Origin of the sequence: Paenibacillus sp. GYB006, from assembly GCF_036577645.1 — a bacterium.
In the GTDB taxonomy this organism is placed as follows: domain Bacteria; phylum Bacillota; class Bacilli; order Paenibacillales; family Paenibacillaceae; genus Paenibacillus.
Map to the genome: position 1 here is coordinate 33,077 of NZ_JARBDA010000012.1, position 24,735 is coordinate 57,811.

A 24,735-nucleotide genomic window follows, 5' to 3' on the forward strand; every position below is an offset into this window, starting at 1 on the left:
TAGAGGATACGACTATGAATATTTGCTGAAGGTCATATCAATACATATTGTTTAGTAAGATTCAGATAGCAGCTGTGGACGCTATAGAGGCTATAGAAACTACTTACTAGTTAGCTGTTCTAGGTAAATCAGGAGAAGTGTTACTTGCTCTAAGCAATATTAATGAGAGCAGCACGAAGAGAATTCTGCTCAAATCCTTGAAAATAAATTACACGTACGTACACGTAAACGTACGTGTAGTAGAAGATGAACATAATTAGGTTATTATCATAGGGAATAAACTCATGAGCTGAGTTTGTTGTCATAGACGGTATCACAATGAATGTTTACAGAGCAAATGATCGAGCAGTTGAAAGGGTCATATCGCGACATCACTGCTAGTAAATTCAAAATAATATAACAAGATTCAGATAGCAGCACTCCTTGAAATGATTTACACGTACGTACACGTATACGTACGTGTAGTAGAAGATGAACTGAATTAGATCATTATCAAAGCTAGAATAGACGAATAAGTTGAGTTTGTAGTCATAGAGGATACGACTATGAATATTTGCAGAGTAAAGTATCGAGCAGTTCGAAGGGCCATATCACGATATCATTGCTGTATGATTTAGATAACAGCTGTAATGCTACAGAGGCTATAAGAATTACCACTAGTTTACTGTTCTCTAGGTTATCAGGAAAAGTTAAACTGCTCTAAGCAATATTGATGAGAGCAGAACCAACGAAGAGATACTCTACTGATATCCCTAAAACAAATCTACACGTACGTACACGTATACGTACGTGTAGTTGGAGGTGAGCAGAATTAGAGGCTTATCATAGGGATAGACACATGAACTGAGTTTGTTGTCATGGACGATACGGTATGAAAGTTTGCATCGAGCGGTTCAAAGGTCATATCGCGACATCATTGCTATTCAATTCAAAAAATATAGCAAGATTCAGATAGCAGATGTGGTAGCCATAGAAGCAATAAGGACTACCCACTAGTAAACTACTCTCTAGGGCGATCAAGAGAAATAATTGAGCAGATCAAATGAAGAAATTATACTAACATTCTTCAAATAAATCACACGTACGTGTAGTAGCAGATGGACTGAATTACATGCTTACTACAGCTAGGGACGCTGTAGAGGCTATAGAAACTAACCACTAGCAAACTGTAAAATCAGGCGCAGTGATTGCTATACTCTAAGCGATATTGATAAGAGCTGATCCAACAAAAAGGATTCTTTTCATATCTGCAAAATAATTAACACGTACGTACACGTATACGTACGTGTAGATGATGATGTAAATAAAATTAGATCATTATTATAGAGATAAGACAAAAGTTGGTTTATTTTCACTGGTTAGATATAGCAATATCCAGAAAGCAGCCGTGGTAGCTATAGAAGCTATACTACCCATTAGTTAACTGTTCTAACTGTTCTCTAAGATTATCAGGGAAGTGACATCTGCTCTAAGTGATATTGATGAGAACCGACAAAGATAATTCCACTAATAATTTTGAAAAAAACTAACACGTACGTATACGTACGTGCAGGATTAGAAGAACTGAACTACTGAACTAGATCTATTATAGAAAGGGACATATATTGGCTGAGTTTTTTGTCATAGATGATACAGCTATGAAATTAGGTTCAGTTATTAGCAGTACGCTATAAAAAAACTACCTACTAGTTAACTGTTCTCTAGTTATCACCAGAAATGCCTTCTCTATGCGGTAAACGTTGAGGTATAAGTATTAGATATTAAGCAGGTAGAACGAAGTCTCCTGGGTGACATAAGAGAAATAATAAAAAGGTAAGAAACATATATAACTTTTTAAAACGATTAGAAATAAAACGATATTCTATAATTCAAATAACGAAAGTCCTCACGATTTATATATTTTACACGTACGTACACGTATACGTATACGTGTACGTACGTGTTCTAAATTAAGCTAGCTATAGATTCATAAGCAAGATATTGTTATGGACGATACAACTATGAATTTATTGCTGGGAATGTGTGTAACCTAGCTCCCTCTTCGTACAAGGAAGCACAAAAAGATAATTCACGTGTAAGAGATCAAATAATTATCTGATCAATCTCTTACATGTACGTGTCCAAAATGCTCAAGTAGAATCAACATAATCAATACTTCGCTTTTTAGCTATAAGTCATACCTCTATTCACAACCAATTTGTTTAGAAATCGTAACGGAAGAAGCCCCTCTTTATCAGAACACTGATCAATAGGTACAGGTGCTGGAATTTTGACTGGTTATATCACTACCATAGCTAGGCATAGATAACAGGATAAAGTTTGTTGTCAGACGTTAGGTCAAAAAGAGTGAAGCAATATTGATCTGAGTAGAACAAATGAGAGTTTCAACTCATAATTTATTCAAATAATTTACACGTACGTATACGTATACGTGTACGTACGTGTAATCGTTATATATATTGTTAATTTAGCTTCTAAAAGCCATATGAGTGGAATTTTCTTTTTCAAAGACTAGTCAAATATGATCGTATGAACCGATATATAATAGTAGGAAGTGTTTCTAACTGAGCGTGCTTCTAAAGGAGAAATTTATATTATGAAAAAAATACTGAATTTTAATGGAAAAAAGTCTGATATGCTTATTGAGATACAAAGATACTCTGATTCTATTCAAAGACTGTTAATTGGAGAAGTAGGAAGAACTTCTACTGTTACTTTTATGAAGTATGGCGGTATTCAGGTTGAAATTACAATGTACGCACTTCATATTGGAGAAAGTAATCATTTTCTTATCTCGGTTACGAACAAGATAACTGAAGAAGGTTATTTTTTTGTTTATGAAGGTGTATGGGACCATGAACTGGTTATTAATACACTTTATAGTTACAACCTCACATGTTTTAGAGAAGCAAATTTCAAAGACCATCGTGGAATATTGAAGGAGATTGGAGACTTAATGTACCTCGTTCTTACTGAATTTGACGGGCAATTTCTTTTGAATATTGATTATGATAACAAGGAAAAGATATTAGTGAAAAAAGATGTGTACGAAGTGCTTACAGATTTAGAATGGATTGAAGAGGTTATGGAACAAAATCTTGATACTAGTAAATGAAAGATTTCTTAAGAGTTTAAGTTACCAGTTCTAAATAATATTTAATGACTTCATTATAGTGTATCTATAAATTTAGCAGCTTTAATTCATAGTAAATCAATAGATCCAATAATCTCATATATGACAATCAAGTCTATCAATTTAATTAGTTACGAAATACTTGCTATCTGTTACGGCTTAATCATCTTATTAAAAGTATGTTCAAAGAGTTAGTGTTTTATACATATTACAATCACAAATAAAAACTCGATGTATAAGAACAAACAAAAACCATTTCATTATTTAATACAACCAAAACTGAGCTATCGTTTTGTCATTGGTTATTAAAATTAGATAGTTCATATAACCACTTTAAATTTTACGAATAAAATAGGCATATTTTAAAAAAACTTTAATAGAATAATAATGTAAAAGCAGCTGAGAAATAGCCACTTTTGATTATTAATCAAAAGTGGCTATTTCAATTTTGAATAATGAAGGGCTCTGTTAAAGATTAATGTTGAGATTTAAATCTCTGTATTCCATTTTTTAAATAACCACTATCGAAGGAAATGCTGATTTTTTCGCGTGAATTATTATAAAATACCAAAAAGGATTAACCCTACGGTATTAATACCCAAGTTACTACACATATGTACAAACCAAGAAGTATATAAAGAACGCGATGCTTGGTTTAATAAGTGAAATACAATACCAGAAACAAACAATCCGATTATAGCTAATACAAAGACCCACCAGTCATACCAACCAATCATCATCGCTACATGATAGAGAGCAAATAAGGCGGCGCTTGTTATATATGTTAACCACCTGTTGCTTACATTGAAGAATACGGTCCCGAATCCTCGAAAGAAAAACTCTTCTAAAAACGAATTAATCAACGAAATGTACAAAGCTACTAATATAAAATTAGATGCACTTACGCCAACCGAATCATTTAAGCTGGTTGTGATATTAGAAAAATCGATGAAAGGCTTTAATAAAAAATATCCACCTACGATGATCCCGTACACAAGACCCCCGTAGCTCAAGGATTTTCTAAAAGAACTCTTCGAAAACTTAAATAGACCGAGCAATTCTACTTTTTTACATTTCCACAATAAAACGAAAGGGACTAGACCGAAAAGAAAAATCTTAATAAACGATTTTGGTGCGTAACCTAGTGCCCAAACAGCGTCTACAAATGCTAAGATCATGCAACTAATAACAAAATATAAAAAAGTTAAAAAGAACCGCAAAATCAATTACTCCTTTTATAAAAATCATGAATTTTTCTATCTTAAAATTAATTTAAATATTTCAACATTAACATTCAACAGATCCTAATAATAAGGGAATAGCAGGTTGAATCTTACTCATTGCAAGCTCTTTAACTTCATCAGTGACATGTGTGTAAATTTGAGTGGTAGAGATATCTTCGTGACCTAGAAGCTCTTGAACAGTACGTAAATCTGTACCGTTTTGCATTAAACTAGTTGCGAATGAATGTCTTAGTTTGTGGGCAGAGAGCCTCTTTCCAGCAAATTGAGGATATTGTTCCAATAATGCTGTGAAAGTTTTGATTATCTATATATTTCTTGACATTATCAATGACCTGATCCGATGCATAGGGGTTAACATCTTTCAGGAGAAGGGCTGATCCCGTGAGAACTTTTTTCATATATTGCCTGATGGACTCCATATCGAATGAGACGTTTAGAACTGCCTCTAGACTTGAAGAAGAATTATTGTTGCTCCCATTTTGTAGATATTTATTTAATAGCCGCTTGGTTTCTGTAATAATGTCCCTACAATGCTCTTTCACGTGAGTAAGCAAGGCGTCAGGCTGCCGGATAAAGAAAGCAAAAAAATCAGTAACGAGTTCTTCGACTTTCTGAGAATCTCCGCTTTCGATAAAAAACAACAGTTCAAACATTCGAGTCCACTTCAGCGGAGTAATCGGATTGTTCCTCTCTGAATACACGTAACACTTGCCAAAATCGGTTATGGATCGTTCATTCAAGGCAAGGATGGATTGATGGTGTGCTTCTTGGACCCCATCAATACCTGTGAGCGGCGAGCTGATACCAATGCAGAGGTCCGCAGATTTTGCTTTATCCAGAATCATGTTTGCTGTTTGAAGAGCCATTTTCTGCAATTCTTGAATTGTGCCTTCCTTATCATGCATTAGGAAAAACATCAACTGATCCGATTGTGGATGAGGAATATACAGGCTATTTGAGAATGTAGGCAGCTCTATTCCCGAGAGCGGTTGCGGGCTATAAATCGTCATTAGAACAAGTTGCTCAGAATTAAAGATAGCGTCAAATTCAGCAGAACGAAACACAGGTTGTTTGCTAAATGCACTAGGAGTTAGCACAACATTTAATAAGGCCTGTATGTCGGCTTCAATTTTCATCTGTTCCGTTTCAACTGTTCGAAGAATGACTTCACGCTCCAAGGAGCGTTCCTGTTCAATGGCATTGATGGCCTGGTGGAGCGTGCTGTGAATCTCTTCTCTGCTAAAGGGCTTCAGCAGATAATTTACCACCTTTGCTGATATGGCCTCCTGCATATAATCGAAATCGGCATGACCGCTAATGACAATAAGCTTAATCCGCGGATATTGTTGACCTATCGTTCTAATCAATAGCTTGCCATCGACCTCAGGCATACGCATGTCCGTAAAGATGATGTCCGGCTTAGATGAATGAATCAGATCCAGAGCATCTGCACCATTATCCGCTTCGCCAAGGAGTTCAAGCGAATGATCGAAAGACTCTAATTTTTTCAACAGTCCTTTGCGTATTAACGGTTCGTCATCCACAACGATAAACGTGTACATCTTTTGGTCACCTCTTCTCCCAGTAGGCTGGAATCTCAATCGTAATTTGAGTTCCCTTATTCAGTTCAGTTTCAAATGTAAGGCCGTAGTTCTTCCCATAGTACAGCACAATTCTCGAATGCACGTTTTTGATGCCTATACTTTGCATCTGCCGCCGGCCGACGGTGACAAATTCGGGTGGCTGCAGGAGTGCTTGGCGAAGCTCTTCTGCCTGCGTCTTCGACATGCCTATCCCATCATCCTGAATTTGAAAAACGATTCGTTCCCCCTGAAAGTAACCCCTAACGGTGATGGAACCTTTCCCGCGTTTGTTTTCAAGTCCATGATAAATGGCATTTTCCACAAGGGGCTGCAGCAGCAGTTTTAACATGCGACGATTATGAATCTCCGGTTCCACATTAAGATCGAACTTGATCTTATCTCCATAACGAATTTGCTGGATTGCCATGTAGTTTTCGACATGTTTCAGCTCCTCACTGACCATAACCAATTCACTGTCTGTTTTGATGCTGTAGCGGAACATGTCTCCGAGCGACTTGGTCATCACCACGATGCTCTCGACTTCTTCGATTTCTGCAATACTATTGATCGATTCCAAGGTGTTATATAGAAAATGGGAGTTAATCTGTGCTTCAAGCGCTTTCATCTGTGAATCTAGCATAAGAATTTTGTTTTGGTAGCTCTCTCGTATATGCGTATCGATGTCTTTCATCATTTTATTGAACTCATGATACAAAATGCCAATCTCATCGACTTGCCAGGTTACTTGAGGTTTGATGGTTTTGAATCGGTGGGATTTAGTTTTACGCATCATTTTGGTCAATTCAATGATGGGTTTGGTAATCAGGTTCGATAAGATAAAGGAAAGCAGAAGAAAAATGACACCACAGCTCACGGCTACATAGAGGAAGAGCTTCTGCGAGATATTGTATTCCTCATACAGCCGGTTCATGGAGATGTTGGCAATGACGTTCCAGTTACGTCCTGGCACCTTCTGGATTACCGTCATCATGTTATCCTCAATTGATTTGTACTGGACATTGCTCTCAACTTGCTGAGTTGCCGTAATAAGAGAAGAAGAAAGAGGCGTATCAAACTTATTATCGCCAGATGAATAGAGAATTTCACCAGCATCATTTGCTAAATATAGATTGGACAGACTTGGGGAAGGATCGCGGTTCAGACCGTCAAAGATGCTCATACTGCAATCCAGCATAAACACGCCAAGAAATTCGTTATTGTTTGGATCATAGAGAGCTCTGGAGAAACCAATCGATTCCTTAGAGTTAATAATGTAAGGTTTGATTCCAACTTCACCGATGTATAGATCGCCTTTACGCTGAATCGTATCCAGGTACCACTTATCGCGAAGCGCAATATAATCCAGGTGCAGATCAGTTCCGTTGCCATAACTGATCCATTTGCCATCTGGGGTGAACAGGTATAAACCATTAATGTAATTGTAGCCTAGCAGAATGTTTTCAAAGATTAGTTTCAATTTGCTGCGAATCATAAAGATTTCGTACTGGTCGTTTGTCCGGTTTAACTTAATAAGTTCGTCACTCACCGTATTGTAAACGGTTGCATTAGAGGATTGCTGAAGTAACGTTATAGAGATTCGGTCAATGTTTTGCAAGATATCTTCCATACTTTTGACTGAATTGCCGATGGTTGTTGACGCCACAAGTGAGGTTTGTTCATTTACAAGCTTCGTGTAACTGCGATAAGAACTGACAGAAACAACGACAATGGGCACAATCGACACGAGGACGAGAACCAGAAAAAGTTTAGTTTTAATGTTGAACAGAAACATACATGCTCCTCTCGTTATTGTCAAATCTAAAAAAAGTGCACCAAACAAACCAAAGCAAATGCACTTACGCCCACCGTATGATGAGAATGTACACAAAGCAAGAATAACATGAATTGGGGGAATGACAAGATGAAAAAAAGAAAACGATTCTGGCCCTTGGCTTTAATGCTCATGATTTTTCTGAGTGCATGTAGCTCTGGAACCCAGGAAAATAGCGGAACTGATAATAGCAATGGAGGAACAGACGAGTCAGGAAAGGCGATTACATTAACGATGATGCTTTCGGGTAACAAAGCCTCTGAGGGAGAGGATTTTGAGTTAGAAACCTTACCACGCTTAGTCAAGGAAAAGTTTCCGAATAGTAAACTGGAAGTGCAGAAACTGCCGGATGACCAGTACAACACTTCCGTGCGAACCAAACTTGCAGCCGGACAGGGACCGGACATTTTCTGGATATTTCCGAAGAACGCAGCTGGCGGCGTTAATGACCTCGCTAAAGCAGGATTCGCTGCAGATCTATCCGACCTAACGTTCTGGAATGATATCAGTCAGGGAGCTAAGGAAGACATGTCCTACGAAGGAAAACCCTATGGAGTGGCTGAAGGATTGGATTTTCTGGGTGTTTACTACAACAAGGAATTGTTAGAACAGGTGGGGTATACCCAATTTCCGAAGGATTGGCCCTCTTTTCTGGAATTGTGCCAAAAGCTGCAAGCTGCAGGCGTAACTCCAATTGCAATGGGTGATAAAGACCCATGGATGATTCAGTTTGGCATGTATCCGATTGCAGCTAATGTCGTGTATCCGGATGAGATGGACTTTGATGTGAAACTGCAAAATGGTGAAAAATCATTGACTGATCCAAAGTGGATACAAACGATTTCCAAATATAAAGAACTCTATGATAAGGACTACGTGGTTAAAAACTCGCTTGGCATTGGAAGTGCCCAATCTGCACAGTTGTTCATTGATGGAAAAGCAGCCATGACCTTTACCGGAACGTGGGATTATGCGTCCATGATCTCCAAAGGAGCAGCTGAATTTACACGTGGATTTGCCTCTTTGCCGGGGAATGAGCCTGGACAGCCGGTGTTTGTTTCGGCGGCAACGTCAGCCGGATACGCTTTGAACGCAAAATCTGCGAATCTGGAAGCAGCAAAAGAAGTGCTGAACTACCTGTTCGACGGTGAATCAGACCTTTTCAAAGCGTTTGTGGAAGCAAACAGTTCCATCAGCGTGTATAAAGATGTAGAGCTTGAGAACGAATTGTTCAAGGAAGTCAACGACAACTATCAACAAACTGGAAATTCCGTCTATTTCAGCAACCAGATGTGGCCAGCAGGAGTGTCAGATGTTATGCAATCAAAGTTTGCCGAAGTCATTGCAGGTCAGAAAACAACACCTGAGGATGTGGCAAATGCTATGGAAACCAAGTTCAGAGAGCTGTGGAAAAACTAGAATGATGCTGTCTGTCGCAAAGGGAAGTAAAGATAGTCTTTCTTCCCTTGCTGCAGGCCTTCTTGGAAAGGATGGAGCAAGATGAGCTCTACTGTAATGAAAAAGTCAATGTACTGGTTTGCCTTGCCGGCATTAATAATCTATTTGACCTTCTGGATCTTCCCAATCCTTCGGTTGTTCCAGTACAGCATAACGGATTATAACGGATATGCCCAAGCCTACAATTATATCGGATTCGACAATTATAAGGATTTGTTCGGCAGTGATATTCTTGGCATTTCATTAAAAAACACACTGATCTATACGTTTGTCACTGTGATTGCAGGCAATATTATCGGTTTAGCACTGGCTCTGCTTTTAAATATGAAAATAAGAGGAATCGGGATCTATCGTTCACTGGCGTATATTCCCACATTGTTTAGTGCAATCGTAGTCGGATTTTTGTGGAGTTACGTCTATATGCCGGATTACGGGCTGATTTCTTCCTTTCTTAATAAATTGGGTATTGCAAATGAATTGAATTTTCTAGGGGATTATTCAACTGCCTTATATTCTATTATCGTCGTGGAAATCTGGAAAACTGTTGGAACAACGATGATTATTTTTTTAGCAGGACTGCAGACTGTTCCGAGCGACCTGCTGGAAGCCGGTCGAATGGATGGCTGTGGTTCCTGGAGATTATTACGGCATGTAAAGATTCCATTACTGGCAACAGCCATTACGATTAACGTTACGCTAAGTTTGATTAATGGCCTCAAAGCCTTCGATTATCCTTTTATCATGACAAATGGCGGTCCGGGCACGGCTACGAATACACTGATTTATACCATCTATAAGATGGCCTTTACGGAACAGCTTTTCGGTAAAGCTTCGGCGCTCGGTGTCATCTCCTTTGCTGTAATTATTGCCATCACTGCTGTTTTTGTGCTGAAAATGAACAAACGGGAGGTATCGGCATGATGCTTCGCAAATGGTTTGGTAAAGGATCCATTCAAATTGCTGTACTCTTCATTACAGCCCTTAATCTCATTCCGCTGATAATCGCTTTTTCAACATCGCTTCGGGATCCAAGCAATAATACGAATCCGCTGTCGTTGTTTCGGGAATTATCTCTGGGAAGCTATAAGTCAGCCTTCGAACGTATGCATTTCCCTGAAGCGCTCTGGAACAGCATTGTATTGACAGGTGTTTCTGTCATATTCGTGGTTCTTTTTGCAGCCATGGCATCTTATCCGATGGCACGGTTGAGAACAAAAGTAAGCAAATTCATGTATTTGTTTTTCTTGTCCGGACTCGTGGTACCTGCACAGATGGTATTGATCCCGATCGTACAGATGATCAATGCACTTCATATCCCGACGAATCAATACACGCCCATCTTCATGTTTATTACGTGCAGTCTTCCATTCTCAACTTTCCTGTATACCGGCTTCATTCGAAGTGGTGTTCCTGAAGAGGTGGAGGAAGCTGCACACATCGATGGGGCAGGATTGTTTCAGCGTTTCTGGAAAGTAGTATTTCCCTTGCTCATTCCGGTGACCGTATCAGTTATCATTACGCAAGGTGTCTGGATTTGGAATGATTACTTCTTCAATATGATCTTCATCTCGGGAGCAGATGACTCTCCATTGCCACTTGCCATGCTTGGATTTCTTGGGGATCAACAAAACCCCACGCAGTGGAATGTGTTGTTCGCAGCGTGCTTTCTGTGTGCTCTGCCGCTGTTACTCGCGTTTTTGTTCTTACAAAAATATTTTATTGGTGGCATGACCGTCGGGGCGGTCAAAGGATAGGGAGGATAAGTCTATGAATGAAAATATGATAGAAACGACCTGGTTAGAGCAAGCAAAGCAGCTTACTCCTCAACTTCATCAAAAGAAAATTTATCCGGAACGTGTGGTAAATGTGGTTCAAGATGAGGATGCTTTCCAAGGGTGGAGTGCCAAACCGGTTGGCCTTGCTGCTCAAGTATACGATCAGATTTTGAAAAAAGGTGATTGTATAACGCTGGATTTTGGAACTCACCATGTCGGTTATTTAACGTTATCGCTTCGGAACGTGCGGAGCAATGCCGATGCGCCACTCAGGCTTCAATTGACATTCGGTGAAATGCCATGCGAAGTTGGAGAGAATTTCAGTGAATACAAAGGATGGCTTAGCCGATCATGGCTGCAGGACGAGATCATCAATGTAGATGTTCTACCAGGAACGATTACCCTTGATCGACGCTATGCATTCCGATATCTAAAAATAGAAGTTCTTGAAACTTCAATTCGTTATGATATCCAACTTACTGATCTGTACTGCACGACAGTTACGTCTGGTGATTTGTCAGAAGTCCCCCCACTTCGACAAGACATCGAACCGGAAATGGCAAACATCGATCGGGTTGCTGTACGCACGTTGCGGGACTGCATGCAAACCGTCTTTGAAGACGGTCCCAAGCGAGATCGACGTTTATGGATCGGGGACCTTCGCCTGCAGGCCCTCGTAAACTATGAAACCTTCGGTCGTAACGACCTTGTCAAGCGATGTCTGTACCTCTTTTCCGGATCAAGGCTTAAAGGCGGTCAAATAGGAGCATGTTTATATGAGTATCCCGAGCCATACGTGGATGACACTTATCTGTATGACTACGCGCTGCTTTTCGTAGCCACTCTATACGATTATTTTGAAGCGACTGGGGATCGGGCCACTCTGGAAGAACTGTGGCCAGTAGCGTACGATCAGATTCACATTGCACTCGCAAGACTAGATGAGCAGGGGCTTGTACAAGACGATGACACATGGTATTGCTTTCTGGATTGGCATGATGAACTCAACAAGCAGGCTGGAGCTCAGGCGGTGCTCATCTACAGCATGCGAAGAGGCTTGAAAATTGCTTGTGAACTTAAAAAGACAGAGCAGGTGGCTTGGATTAACGTTCAAATCCAGAAAGCTACGAATGCAGCACTTGCATATTTATGGGACGAAGAACAGAAGTATTTCGTTAGTGGGAAAGAGAGACAGGTGTCTTGGGCATCTCAGGTATGGATGATCCTAGCAGAGGTTATTGATGCACCTAGCGCAGCAACATTGCTCGGACGACTGGAGCATCATACGAAAGCTATTGGCATGACTACCCCATATATGGTTCATCACTACGTCGATGCACTTTTATTGTGCGGAGAAAAAGAAAAGGCATATGAGCAAATTCGAACATATTGGGGAGGGATGTTGAAAGACGGAGCGGATACCTTTTGGGAATTATATGATCCGAACGATAAGACATATTCTCCTTACGGCAGCAATTTGGTCAATAGCTACTGTCATGCTTGGAGCTGTACACCGAGTTATTTTATCAGACATATGTAGCTATAAAATCGTATATTCTCAAAAGTTCAATTAAATTAGATTAGATATAATCTTATTTTCGTAACTACTTTGTTCTTAATAGTTGCGGTAGAACGATCGGCATTTGATATAGAGGAGAAACGGCATCTGATTTTTCGATGTCGTTTCTTTCTTTATATTATTTATATTGTATAAATGAAAAAGAAAATTGAGAGCGTATCAAACAAACGATGTTGGTTAATTTATTAAAAATTAACGAGGTGAATCAATGTTATAAGACTATCCCTTGCTGTGACAAGGTTGCTTCGACTTAAAAGTTTGTTTTCCCTTCTCCTGCAAGATTGATATGACTCATTGCAACAACTACTAAGCGAAAAGCGTTATAAGTTCACTAATTATATTTTTACAGTATATGAAAAATTAGAAATAGAATAAATATATCCGTACCTAGCTGATTTTTCCTGTCCTAAAAATTTTCAGTATGTCGAAATGTATTAATTGATCGATTTATTAAATCTAACTAGAATCCCAATACTAATCTTTACCACGTTGAAAAGAGCAAGATTTCTACTCTCCTCTTCGCTATTCATGATTTTATATAATGTGACAGTAATATAGATCTCACAATATACCGAACGAAAGAAAGTAAATGAAATAAACCATAACTCACTATTTGAAATATCTTAATCAAACTAGTGAGCAGCAGAATAAAATGATATGAAATAGGATATATATGAGATTAAGAACGTATATTTGGAGGATACCGGATGAAGAGAAGAGATGCATGGAAAACCGAGGAGGATATATTGCTTTTGCAAACAGTAATATCATATATATCTAACGGTAAAACACAATTAGATGCATTTGAATATGTAGGTGAAAAGTTAAATCGATCGGCTGCTGCAGTTAGCTTCAGATGGAATGGAAAACTACGTGCTAAGTTTGATAATCAAATAAGAGAGGCAAAAAATAACAAAAAAATATTATCAGTTAAAAGAAACATTCTTAATGAGACCAAAGAAATCGATACAAATCAATTGCAATTAAATCAGATTATTTAATCTTTGATCTCCTTAAACAATGAATATGAGCAGATGCTTTGGTCGATTAAGGATTTGAGAGATAAAATAGATAGCATTGACAATGAAATAATAGAGATAAAAAATGCTAAAATAATTCTACCTAGTAATAATATAGATCTAGAGAACTTAGTAGCTCTTAAGAAGATTGTGCTAAAAACTACAGAATTATTAGAAAAAGAAACGAAAAGAACTGCAATTTAAATTGTGGTTCTTTCATTTGTTGACTAGTAAGTGTATGAATATAAACGTCAACATGTGAGTGTTAAATGATATACTATAAGTAGCGAGATATTTACAAGGATGGTGAATAAAATGAAGATTCCAAATGAATCACCCATCACATATAAAGAATACTTAGAGATGAAAAGTGCATCAAATAAATTGTTAGAATATATCGATGGCGTTGTTTACATGTCGCCATCTCCTAGTACGAGTCACCAGCGTATTTCTATGAAATTAAGTGTTCAGTTAGGTAGTTTGTTAATGGGAAAAGAATGCGAAGTATTAGCAGCCCCTTTTGATGTTGTTCTGTCTGACGAAGAAAACAATCAGAAAGTCGTAATTCCTGATTTATCTGTTATTTGTGATCCTTCTGGGTTTGACGAACAGCGATATGTTGGCGTTCCTAAACTGATCATTGAGATCATTAGCCCATCTAATCAAGCTCACGATTTAGTATTTAAGCTGAATCTTTATCAAAAATATAAAGTTCAAGAATATTGGATTGTTAATCCTCTTCAAAAGTATGTACAGGTGTTTACTTTAAATGAAGATGGTCAATATGAAATTTTGGCAAATGAGAAAAGTGGAACGATTCGTTCCTTGGTAGTCCCAGGATTTGAATTAGACGTTGAAAAAACTTTTGATTTTTAAGTAATTTAAAAGATAAGATCAACTTAAGACTCCTGCTCTCAAGAGCAATAATTCTTGACGGCTAGGAGTCTTGTTAGTATGGATTGTCTACACTTAGTTGAACAGAAAAAATAAGGGCTAGTAGAATAAAGAGAATACGATTAGGATCGGATCTACTATGCCAAAGCAAAGATGCACGTTTGCAGCAGATTTCAAAAGACAAATGGTTCAGTTATATGAAACCGGAAAGCCAAAAGCAACTATTGTGAGAGAGTATGAGCTTAGTCCATCTGCACTTGATTGTTGGATCAAAGAAGCTCAAACCTCAGGTTCTGTTGAAGAAAATGAACTCATCGCTCTTCGCAAACGAGTTCAGCGGCTCGAAATGAAGAATGATATTTCAAAGCAATCCGCGCTGATCATGGGAAGCGACAACAGCGAATGCGTTGAAACGTGATTTCGATCAAACCGAAGCGAAACTCCTTGTAGTTAGCGATCGCACGTTTGTCAGAGTTCAGCACAAGTGGAACTATGCTTGTGTGCTCAATTACTTATTTAATGGACAAATTGGAGTTCCCATAATGACGCTGCTCTAATTTCTTGTGGTTTCGCCTCGGTAGAAGGCAACTTGAGCGACATTGGGTGGCTTCATACGAATGTGGAAGTGAATTTAAGAATAGATTAATCGATGAGACTCTTACGATATTCCAAATCGGGCGCTCTTTAAGGTTGAAAGGTTGTCCCTACGACAATGCCGTAGCTGAAGCCACCTACATCTTTAAAAAAAGTTGTCTGGTTTAATGTTGACAGTCCAAACGGTAACGGCAATCATTGCGCAATGGAAAAAATCATAAAGACATTATATAATGAATGTACTGTTATAAAAATAACAGCGTTGTTATCGTAGAAGACTTCCTTTTCAGGAGGTCTTTTTTCTGTATAGATATTTAGATGAATTTTGCGGTGCAGTGTGCTTGATCGTTAGACAAGTTATAACAGTTGGGGTTAGGCTCTCACTTACAGGCAAGGAGGTGAGAGCATTATGATGGAATCACTATCTTTATTGCAGGGGCTTATAGTCCTTACCTATGTTTATCTATACACATCCAGCATGATATAACATTCACCTATACCAAACTATATCTAACTCAAATATCTACTCATCAATGTTCCATAATAGTCCACTATGTTCAAAGTAACACAATATGTAGTATACACTAACCTATTATTCACTATTAATTACTACATATATACAAATGAAAATTATTACATTATAATCTACCTAACTAAATTATATTAAATTAAATGAAAGATTCGGGTCTTACACAGAGTTTAAAGATGGAGTTTGGGTATATAAGGATGGGCTGCGTTGGCTACATAAAGATGGATATCTTAAAGAACCAAATCTAATAGAGCGATTAGTTGGATTAACCTTCAAAAGAAAGATAAAGCTATTAGAAACCATAGTTAAAAACTACAAAATTATTGGAAAAAGAAACGAATAGGACCGCAGTTTAAATTGCGGTTCTTTCAATTGTTGAACAGAGGTACAAGAATACCAATAACTCATTTGCAACAAACGCACATGATTATTCTAATACTACGATTATTCTAGAATATCTAAGATAAGAGTAAGGATTATCATAATGACCAAAGTATCCTTTTATTTTTCTATTCTAGCAATTGGAAACGTTTCAAAAATGTATTGAAACGTTTTCGTCCATTATCTATTCTAAGATTTGGATTAGACACCAAATAACCTTTGGTTTTTAAGTGAGTTTAAGGGGTTAAAACTTTTATTTGTAAGCTATAAGACTCCTGCTTTCAAGAAAAATAATTCTTGATGGCCAGGAGTCTTATTATTTATGTACATAGATTGACGACCTTGGCCGGTTAAATGTTGGTATACCACTTAGTATAGTTAGCATTGGTTAATGGGTTAGCAGAGGTTATTATCTTGAATAATTGTGTTACTAGCTCTAATAAAAAAATATTGGACCTTCATTATTTAATGTTTATGCATGGCCATGCCATCCTCGGGCAGCAAAGTTTTAATTCTAAATGCCATGCGCAGACGTAGCGTTTCCTCCGGGTCTTTTAAACTCCGCCCAATAATATCTTCGCATTTTTCCAGCCGGTAGATTACTGTATTGCGATGAACGTATAACCTTTTTGCTGTTTCAGCAAGCTGACAGTGCGTTTCTAAGTAAACAGACAACGTCTGAAGCAGCATATGATGATCCTTGAGCGTTTCATCCGCGAAACCTTGCATCGTGTCAGTGTAAAATTTCCATAAATGCTCGTAAGGGATCATGCGCAATATTTCGGGTACTTCCTTCGGCTGGTATTGTTCAATAAAGCTCTTTTTGCCTGCCATACCGCCATAGTTTAATGCCTCGTTTGCTTCCTTGTAGGAGACAGGAATTTGAGCAAGAGGCTGAGCGAAGCCGCTGAGGCCAAACGACAATTCTGCTCCGTAATGCACGAAGATTTTGGACTGAAGGCTTTCCAGCAGCGCAACAAAAGAAGGTTCGATTTCCTTCCATTCTTGAACCAGCGGCATAAGAATTACGTATGTGCGCTCAAGGGTGAATAAATGTAGAGAATGGCGGAAATGTTTCAGTTCCGCTTCGAGATGCTCAGCGATCCGGTCCTGTTCAGCTTTATACTGCATAAACAAGGCTGTTTTGTTAGTGCCATCAATCTTACCAACTGCGCAGAAATAACGAAGGTCTTCGGACAGTCCAAACTCCCGCCCTCGACTTGCGATCTCCTCAGAGCTCGAGAAAGAGCCCCCCATGAATTTCGCGAAGAACTCATTTTGAATCTGACGTCGATTCTGCTTGATCGCATTCTCTTTCATCAGTTCGAATGCAATTACATTAGTAGCTTGTTCAATTGTCAGAATACGCGAACGTTCGGAAGGTTGGATGAATCCTTCAATACATAGGTAATGAAGTTGTCTGTGGGTATAGACCGGAAAAAGCGTAAACGTCTCACGTTTTTCGCCTAACAAAGAGAAGGAAGTGTATATAGAGGGTGACACAGAAAATAGATTCCCGCCGGATAGAACATTTTCGATACGGGCGGCAATGGAGGGCGTAGAAAAGCGACCGTAGATCGGCTGCTGGTATGGACCAATAAGAAGGACATGAAATCGCAACAGAGATGACAATTGATCAAGTAACTTCGGAATGCCCTGGCCGCTTATAATTTGCTGGGTAAACTGTCGATGCGTCTTCATGGCATTGTCTAGTTCAGTCGTTCGCTCGTCGAGGATATGATTCAGCGATTTGTTTACGATATCACCAAGTGATGGCTCGGCAGGGAGTTCAATTAGCGGCAGGCCAAACTTGTCCGCTAGCCGAAGCGCTAACTCGGAAATATTGCCGAGGAACCGTTTACTTTTAATGCCTAGAGCCGCGCATTCCTGAAGACTCATTTGTCTTATCAGTTCAAGAAGAGCCGGTAGATCGTCCTTAAAATGAAAGGCAGTCGTTACGAGAAATTCATTTTTTTTAAGGTAAGGTACAATATCCGGAGCATCCATCATATTGACGGTGTGGACTTCTTTATTCAAGTTTTTCCCTCCCGCTACAACGGTAGCTCCATCAAACACCGGCAACTTCAGCAGATCATCTAGTTTCATCGTTTCCGCGCTCCTTTAGTTAATATGACCAATAAATATTAAGATTCTTTTACATTTATGTGAATGATTTCCCTTTTGATTTATTTTACGATTAATTTATCGCATTGCCAAGTCAGTTAATACAACACCGGTAAGAGACTTATACTGCCGGAAGAGGGGGAGGTATTACTCATGATCGAACAGCCAAAGCCGTCAGCCTTATCCGAGCAGGTCCAAAACATGATCGAATGGCTGGCCTCGTACGGAGGAGACGGAAAAGGCGGGGTCACAAGGCTTCTGTATGACCCGGCCTGGAGAGCTGCCCAGCAAGCAATCAAGTCTAAAATGGAAGAACTCGGGCTGTTGGCCCGCTACGACGATGCTGGAAACTTGTTCGGCCGGATCGATGGTCACGATTCAAAAGCACCGGTCATATTGACGGGTTCACATATCGACACGGTAATTGGCGGTGGAAAGTATGACGGAGCTTACGGAATCATCGCCGCGCTGATTGCCGTGGAATATTTGAAGACATATTACGGTTTGCCGATCAAACCAATTGAGGTTGTGTCGTTATGCGAAGAAGAAGGCAGCCGCTTTCCGATAACCTACTGGGGCTCAGGCAGTATTACTGGAGTGAAAAAACGCGAGATGGTTCGCGGTATCAAAGATGCAAACAACGTTCCGTTTGAACAAGCAATGCATGCTGCTGGATTTGGGACCATGCAGCACCCGGAGCCAAAGCGCATAGATCTGGAATGTTTTATTGAACTTCACATCGAGCAGGGCGAGGTGCTTGAGCGCGAGAAGAAATCCATCGGTATTGTCAGTCATATTGTCGGACAGCGCCGCTATGATATCACAGTTTTTGGAGAGAGCAATCATGCAGGCACAACGCCAATGCAGTGGCGTCACGATGCGATGTTTACCGCCGCCGAGCTAATCCGGTTGCTGATACATCGTGCGAATATGGAGAAGAGCGGACTAGTGGCTACCGTCGGAAGAATAGATGTAAAGCCCAATGTCGGAAACGTGATTGCAAGAGAAGTCACCTTTAGCTTAGACGTGCGCCACAGCGATGCAGATAAGATCCATGCATTCTGCGAAGAATGTTTCGGTGAATTTGAGAAAATTGCAGCCCAACATGGAACGAGCATCGTTTGCGAGAAATGGATGGACGAGTCACCGGTTGCCATGGATTCTAGTCTTAGCGCAGCTGCCGAAAACATTTTGAAGAAGGAAGGCATTTCGTATAAAACAATGACGAGCGGAGCTGGACATGATTCACAAGTATTTGGGACATATTGTCCGGCGGCACTACTGTTTGTACCAAGTCGTGGGGGTATCAGTCACTCACCAGAGGAATATACGAACGCGGAAGATTTGCAGCGCGGCGTACGCTTGTTAATTGCCATGCTGCATAAGCTTGCTTATTGAGTAAACCATGAGGAGGCGTTATGAGATGACGAAATATTACCAAGAAATCCAAGCACCAATAAGAACAATAATGACGCCAGGGCCGGTCGAGGTTGATCCAAGAGTGCTGCGCGCAATGGCAACGCCGATTCTAGGCCAGTTTGATCCGGAATTTACACGAATGATGAACGAAACCATGGATATGCTGCGGCAGACATTTCAGACAAACAACCAGTGGGCCTTTCCGGTCGACGGCACTTCCCGTTCTGGTTTGGAGGCTGTACTGTGCAGCCTGATCGAACCAGGCGACAAGGTACTCGTTCCAATCTTCGGCCGATTCGGCCATCTGCTAACCGAAATCGCTGAGCGTTATGGAGCCGAGCTTCATTTTATGGAGTGTCCGTGGGGAGAAGTATTCGACCAACAAGCCGTCATTGACGAGGTCCGACGGATTCAGCCCAAAATTTTGGCGATTGTACACGGGGAAACTTCAACCGGCTGCATGCAGCCACTGGACAAAATTGGACCAGCTTGTCGTAAGCTCGGTGTCTTGACAGTAGTGGATGCAGTCGCAACCATCGGCGGTACACAAGTCAAAGTGGATGAATGGCAGCTTGATGCAGTCATCGGCGGGACGCAGAAATGCATTTCTGTGCCGTCCGGCATGGCCCCGATTACATATAACGACCGAGTAGAACGTATTCTTGCAAGCCGGAAAAAAGTTGAGCGCGGCGTCGCGCTCGACAGTGACGAGAGAAATGTCGCGCAGCCGATCCGCAGCAATTATTTAGATGTAAGCCAGCTTCAGGATTACTGGGGACCTCGCAGGCTGAACCATCATACGGAAGCGACGTCCATGTTGTACGCACTTCGTGAAGGTCTACGTATCCTGCTTAGCGAAGGATTAGAAGAGCGTTTCAAAAGACATAAACTACATGAAAAAGCACTGGTGGCCGGTATACGTGGCATGGGGCTAGGGTTGTTCAACGACGTAGCGTGGAAACTGCCGGTCGTAACTTGCGTGAATATTCCAGCAGGTGTTGACGGGGAGTCCGTTCGGAGCATGCTGCTAAATCAATTTGGCATCGAGATTGCCAGTTCATTTGGGCCACTTCATGGTCAGATTTGGCGGATTGGTACGATGGGGTACAGCTGCCGAAAGGAGAACATACTCTTTGTTTTGTCAGCACTAGAAGCCGTATTAATCAGACATAATGCTCCGATCGTGATTGGTCAAGGAGTTCAAAAGGCACTTGATGTCTATGACGAAGCACAGTTAGATGTAGCGCAGAGTTAAAGGCGGATTTTGACAAAAACGAGCTGCAGAGCTACTGGCATCTTTTAAAATGCAGAAGGATTCCGGAGACCTTCCGGAATCCTTTTGCATAAATCCAGCTTCGTTGTAGAAGCGCAAAGAGCAGATTCAACGAAGTTTCATGTGGAAGGTGAAGTATGAACAATATGATCTCGCTGCGCTCATCTCTTGCAGGACTGCAGTGGCTGTTTTTCTTATTTACTAACACGGTGGTTATTCCAATTACGGTCGGGGCAGCGTTTGGACTGCCGCAAGAGAAGATTCAATTCCTAATTCAATGCTCGTTTGTTCTTACCGGGCTCGCCTGCGTGATACAAGCAGGACTCGGGCATAAAAGATCTATTATGGAAGGACAGTCGGGGCTATGGTGGAGCGTTATTCTGAGTCTCAGTGTAGCCGCACCGTCACTAGGCATTTCGCTTACAGAACTCGGAGGAAGCCTGGCAGTTGGAATCATAATCTCTGGCGTACTTACGGTCATGATCGGCGTCTGCGGACTGGCCGCTCCATTGTCAAAGCTGTTTACACCCGGCGTGATGGCTGTATTCATGCTTCTACTCGGCACCCGGCTGAACACCATTTTTCTTCAAGGCATGCTTGGTATTTCGTCTGGTTCGGCCGCGGAAACATCTGTCATTCAGCCAGGCATTTTTCTTTTAGCTGCAGCGATATCTGTTTTCGTAGCTGTCCTGTCTATTAAAGCTAGACCCTCTATTGGACAGTACGCGCTTTTAATTGGCATTTTGGGAGGATGGGCACTACATGCGCTGTTTTTTGGCACAGAAAGCAGAGCAGCAAGCTCCGGGATGCTGGATGTTTCCTGGTTTCCACTTGGCAAACCATCAGATGGCCTCAATGCTGGTGTTGTGACGATTGCGGTCATCGCCGGGCTGGTTAACGCCTCGAATACGTTTGGCGCACTAAAAGGAACGGACAGTATCTATAGGCAAGAAGCGACCGGCAGTCAGTACAGACGATCTTTTGTAATCAGCGGTGTAATGGCGGTTATTTCGGGGTTACTCGGACTTGTGCCATATGCGCCTTATGTATCGTCTGTAGGTTTTCTTGAGCAAACCCGCATCAGGGACCGTCTTCCCTTCGTCATAGGCGGTTTGCTATTCCTCGGAATTGGCTTGGTTCCAGCGGTCAGTGCCGTATTAACACAACTACCTCTTAGCATCGGTAGTGCTGTACTTTTAGTGACTTATTTGCGGCTGCTTGGCTCGTCACTGCAATATTTCGCACAGATCCACATGGATGCAGCAAACCTATACCGAACAGCTGCACCATTATTCGTCGGTATTATCATTATGGGATTGCCGTCAGAAGCTTTCTCTTCACTGCCCCCCTTACTTCGACCACTGCTCGGAAATGGGCTACTGGTCGGCATTTTACTGGCATTGGTGCTGGACTTCCTCCGCGTTTCTAAAAAGGAGCAGGCCAGAAACCTACCGAAGGTCCTGTGCGTAAAACGCAAATATCCAGATGCTGCGAAGAGCGTTGCTAGCCTTAACTCAAACACGAAAGGAGAACAATGATGAGAGGAATAGAGGAAAAAACAGAGGTATTAAAACAAAATGCAAAAACAGAAAATTCTTCATCCAGGCCCGACAACTGGGGTGCTTTCGTCGATAACTCCATTAAGCTAGAGGGCACGGGAACGGGCCGGCTCACCGGATTAACATTTGCCGTCAAAGACGTCTTTAATATCAAGAACACAACGAGCGGGGCAGGAAATCCGGATTGGCTGAGAACTCACGGGCCTGCAGAATCTACCGCTGCGGCTATCCTTTCCTTGCTGGCAAACGGAGCTAGTCTGGAAGGTACAACTCAGACCGACGAGTTAATGTATAGCCTGAATGGGGAAAATGCTCACTATGGAACTCCGGTAAACCCCGCCGCACCAGACCGTATACCTGGAGGTTCGTCAAGCGGTTCAGCCGTCGCGGTGGCAGCTGAACTGGTCGATTTTGCTATAGGAACAGATACCGGCGGTTCGGTGCGCATTCCATCATCATACTGCGGTCTGTATGGCTTTCGCCCTACGCACGGAGCAGTGTCTGCAGAAGGTGTCATTCCTTTAGCACGCAGCTTTGATACGGTTGGCTGGATGAGCCGAACTGCCAAAATAATACTGGATGTAGGCACCGTTCTACTTGAGAACGGGAAAAATCACCCATCTGGCGGGGATGCAAAGCAGTTCATGCGTTTTATCAAGGCAGAGGAGGCTTGGAGCCTGCTCGGTAGCGACGACCGGTCGCTTCTGACTACGAAGCTAACAGGGCTTGCTGACTGGCAGGATGGCGGAGCGGCAGTCGTCCGGTTAACAGGAGAAGGAGAGGACCTGACCCAATGGTCGGCAGCATTCCGGGTGCTTCAAGGGCTGGAAATTGCCCAAGAACACGGCGAATGGATAAAAAGTAAGCACCCGAAGTTCGGTCCTGGAATCGCGGAACGTTTTGAGTGGGCCAGCACGCTGAAAGAATCCGCAAGTACGGCAGAAATCGAACTACGTACCCGTATTCGTAGCAAGCTTATTGAACTGCTGGGCGAAGACGGGCTCCTGGCAATACCGACTGCACCAGGACCAGCTCCTCTGCTTGGGCTAGAAGGAATTGAAGCGGAGACTTACCGAGCAAAGACCATACAGCTGTCCTGTATCGCAGGACTTTCGGGACTGCCGCAGGTCACCATACCTGTGATACGTCAAGACGGTTTACCAATTGGACTTTCCTTTATTGGCGGTCCGAATACAGATTTGAGACTATTACAGTGGACAGTACAACATTTTATGGAAGAGGTGCGCGGATGAGACTAGCGACGATTGTACACGAAGGAAGGGAGCAAGCTGCCTTTTTAACAGATCGGGGCTTAATCCCACTGGTTTGGGTAAACGAACAGGAAGGGGCGGATTGGGAAACCGACCTATATGGGCTATTACAAAAAAACCAGCTAAAAAAACTGCTGGGCTGGTATACTGGCGGCGGGGAAAATCTTTTCACTCACCTGCCGGCTCTTGGACTTACGCAAGTCTCTTATCGCGCACTTTATCGTAAGCCTGGCAAGATTATGGGCATTGGTATGAACTATCTGGCAAAGGCAATCGAGATTTCTGGACGTCCACCTGAGGATGAGCCAGTTATTTTTCTCAAACCGGACACATCACTGATTGGCCCGGGAGAATACATCCGTCTGCCGAAAAGTGCAGGGCAAATCACAGCCGAAGCTGAGCTTGGGATTGTCATTGGCCAAACATGCAAAGAAATCAGCGAAGATGAAGCCCTGAGCGTCATTGCAGGTATTACGACTACGCTTGATATGACTGCCAAAGATATACACGCACAAAATCCGCGTTTTATGCAGCGTGCCAAAAGCTTCGATACGTTTTTCAGTCTCGGGGCTTCACTTTCTACCATTGACGAATATGCCAGTTTGTCAGAACTAGAGGTTGAAACCGTGCTAAACGGTGAGGTCGCACATAACAGCACGGTCAGCAGGATGATCTTTTCCCCTGCTTACCTTATTTCTTTCCTATCTCACGTAATGACACTGCATCCGGGTGATGTGATATTAACAGGGACACCGGGTTCAGTCGTGATTAAACAGGGCGACAAGGTGGAATGCCGAATTACCGGGCTCAAAACATTAATTAATTCGGTAGAAGTATGAATTAAATATTTGCACTTATTTACATATGAAAAGTTCAAATATAGCGCATACATTACAAATTAACATCTGATGTAATATTTTTTTAGTCATATTCCACATATGACTCGGCAATAATCTACGTTTTTGTCAATGATTTATGAAGACAAATTGATAAAATAAGAAGCAGAAACGAAAAAGAGAATTACAAGATACATAACAGGTTATGTTTTCTTACATTTATCATTTGGGAT

At 41.3% G+C, this 24,735-nt stretch carries 17 protein-coding genes and 1 pseudogene; 13 read left to right on the forward strand and 5 right to left on the reverse strand.

All coding sequences use genetic code 11. From position 1 onward, the window contains the following. The first annotated feature begins 2,596 nt into the window (after positions 1-2,596). Positions 2,597-3,115 carry a hypothetical protein gene (locus PV403_RS19830; protein ID WP_332085714.1) on the forward strand — a complete coding sequence of 173 codons (519 nt, stop codon included), beginning with the start codon at positions 2,597-2,599 and terminating at the stop codon, positions 3,113-3,115. A gap of 575 nt (positions 3,116-3,690) precedes the next feature. Here the strand turns inward: PV403_RS19830 and PV403_RS19835 are convergent. From PV403_RS19835 to PV403_RS19850, 4 genes are all read right to left on the reverse strand, one after another. Continuing rightward, a complete protein-coding gene (locus tag PV403_RS19835; protein WP_332085715.1) occupies positions 3,691-4,128 on the reverse strand; it encodes a CPBP family intramembrane glutamic endopeptidase in 438 nt (145 codons plus the stop codon). A 292-nt stretch (positions 4,129-4,420) separates the two neighbouring features. Further along, entirely contained in the window at positions 4,421-4,657 is a 237-nt protein-coding gene (locus PV403_RS19840; protein ID WP_442951780.1) for a tyrosine-type recombinase/integrase, read from the reverse strand. Beyond that, the gene (locus tag PV403_RS19845) at positions 4,587-5,939 is read right to left on the reverse strand and encodes a response regulator (RefSeq protein WP_332085716.1); all 1,353 of its coding nucleotides are present in this window, start codon (positions 5,937-5,939) and stop codon (positions 4,587-4,589) included. Before PV403_RS19845 ends, PV403_RS19840 begins: the two co-directional genes overlap by 71 nt. A gap of 7 nt (positions 5,940-5,946) precedes the next feature. Next, positions 5,947-7,752 carry a sensor histidine kinase gene (locus PV403_RS19850; protein WP_332085717.1) on the reverse strand — a complete coding sequence of 602 codons (1,806 nt, stop codon included), beginning with the start codon at positions 7,750-7,752 and terminating at the stop codon, positions 5,947-5,949. A gap of 108 nt (positions 7,753-7,860) precedes the next feature. Here PV403_RS19850 and PV403_RS19855 point away from each other — a divergent pair, with 108 nt between their 5' ends. The 7 genes and pseudogenes from PV403_RS19855 to PV403_RS19885 form a co-directional block, all read left to right on the forward strand. Then, positions 7,861-9,210, forward strand: coding sequence for an ABC transporter substrate-binding protein (locus PV403_RS19855; protein ID WP_332085718.1), 1,350 nt, complete (start codon positions 7,861-7,863; stop codon positions 9,208-9,210). Positions 9,211-9,291: 81 nt separating this feature from the next. After that, the gene (locus PV403_RS19860) at positions 9,292-10,170 is read left to right on the forward strand and encodes a carbohydrate ABC transporter permease (RefSeq protein ID WP_332085719.1); all 879 of its coding nucleotides are present in this window, start codon (positions 9,292-9,294) and stop codon (positions 10,168-10,170) included. Next, entirely contained in the window at positions 10,167-11,003 is an 837-nt protein-coding gene (locus PV403_RS19865) for a carbohydrate ABC transporter permease (RefSeq protein ID WP_332085720.1), read from the forward strand. The genes PV403_RS19860 and PV403_RS19865 overlap by 4 nt, the downstream gene beginning before the upstream one ends. Before the next feature lie 13 nt (positions 11,004-11,016). After that, on the forward strand, positions 11,017-12,564 hold the full coding sequence (locus PV403_RS19870) for an alpha-L-rhamnosidase-related protein (protein WP_332085721.1): 1,548 nt from the start codon (positions 11,017-11,019) through the stop codon (positions 12,562-12,564). Between the two features lie 746 nt (positions 12,565-13,310). Next, positions 13,311-13,604: a hypothetical protein gene (locus tag PV403_RS19875; RefSeq protein WP_332085722.1), complete on the forward strand. Its 294-nt coding sequence runs from the start codon at positions 13,311-13,313 to the stop codon at positions 13,602-13,604. A 333-nt stretch (positions 13,605-13,937) separates the two neighbouring features. Then, positions 13,938-14,498: a Uma2 family endonuclease gene (locus tag PV403_RS19880; RefSeq protein WP_332085723.1), complete on the forward strand. Its 561-nt coding sequence runs from the start codon at positions 13,938-13,940 to the stop codon at positions 14,496-14,498. Between the two features lie 157 nt (positions 14,499-14,655). Next, a pseudogene (locus PV403_RS19885) lies at positions 14,656-14,904 on the forward strand (transposase); the annotation flags it as partial. Positions 14,905-16,485: 1,581 nt separating this feature from the next. Here PV403_RS19885 and PV403_RS19890 read toward each other — a convergent pair. Continuing rightward, positions 16,486-18,126 (reverse strand): PucR family transcriptional regulator, encoded by a 1,641-nt coding sequence (locus tag PV403_RS19890; protein ID WP_332085725.1) that lies wholly within the window; start codon positions 18,124-18,126, stop codon positions 16,486-16,488. A 171-nt stretch (positions 18,127-18,297) separates the two neighbouring features. On the opposite strand from PV403_RS19890, the gene allC reads away from it, so the two are divergent. The 5 genes from allC (at position 18,298) to PV403_RS19915 (ending at position 24,505) form a co-directional block, all read left to right on the forward strand. Further along, a complete protein-coding gene (gene allC / locus PV403_RS19895) occupies positions 18,298-19,542 on the forward strand; it encodes an allantoate deiminase (protein WP_332085726.1) in 1,245 nt (414 codons plus the stop codon). 25 nt (positions 19,543-19,567) lie between these two features. Next, complete coding sequence (locus tag PV403_RS19900) at positions 19,568-20,818, forward strand: pyridoxal-phosphate-dependent aminotransferase family protein (protein ID WP_332085727.1); 1,251 nt, start codon at positions 19,568-19,570, stop codon at positions 20,816-20,818. A gap of 164 nt (positions 20,819-20,982) precedes the next feature. Further along, entirely contained in the window at positions 20,983-22,374 is a 1,392-nt protein-coding gene (locus tag PV403_RS19905) for a uracil/xanthine transporter (protein WP_332085728.1), read from the forward strand. Beyond that, a complete protein-coding gene (locus PV403_RS19910) occupies positions 22,374-23,648 on the forward strand; it encodes an amidase (protein WP_332085730.1) in 1,275 nt (424 codons plus the stop codon). The genes PV403_RS19905 and PV403_RS19910 overlap by 1 nt, the downstream gene beginning before the upstream one ends. Next, positions 23,645-24,505 carry a fumarylacetoacetate hydrolase family protein gene (locus PV403_RS19915; protein ID WP_332085731.1) on the forward strand — a complete coding sequence of 287 codons (861 nt, stop codon included), beginning with the start codon at positions 23,645-23,647 and terminating at the stop codon, positions 24,503-24,505. Before PV403_RS19910 ends, PV403_RS19915 begins: the two co-directional genes overlap by 4 nt. The last annotated feature ends 230 nt before the right edge of the window (positions 24,506-24,735 follow it).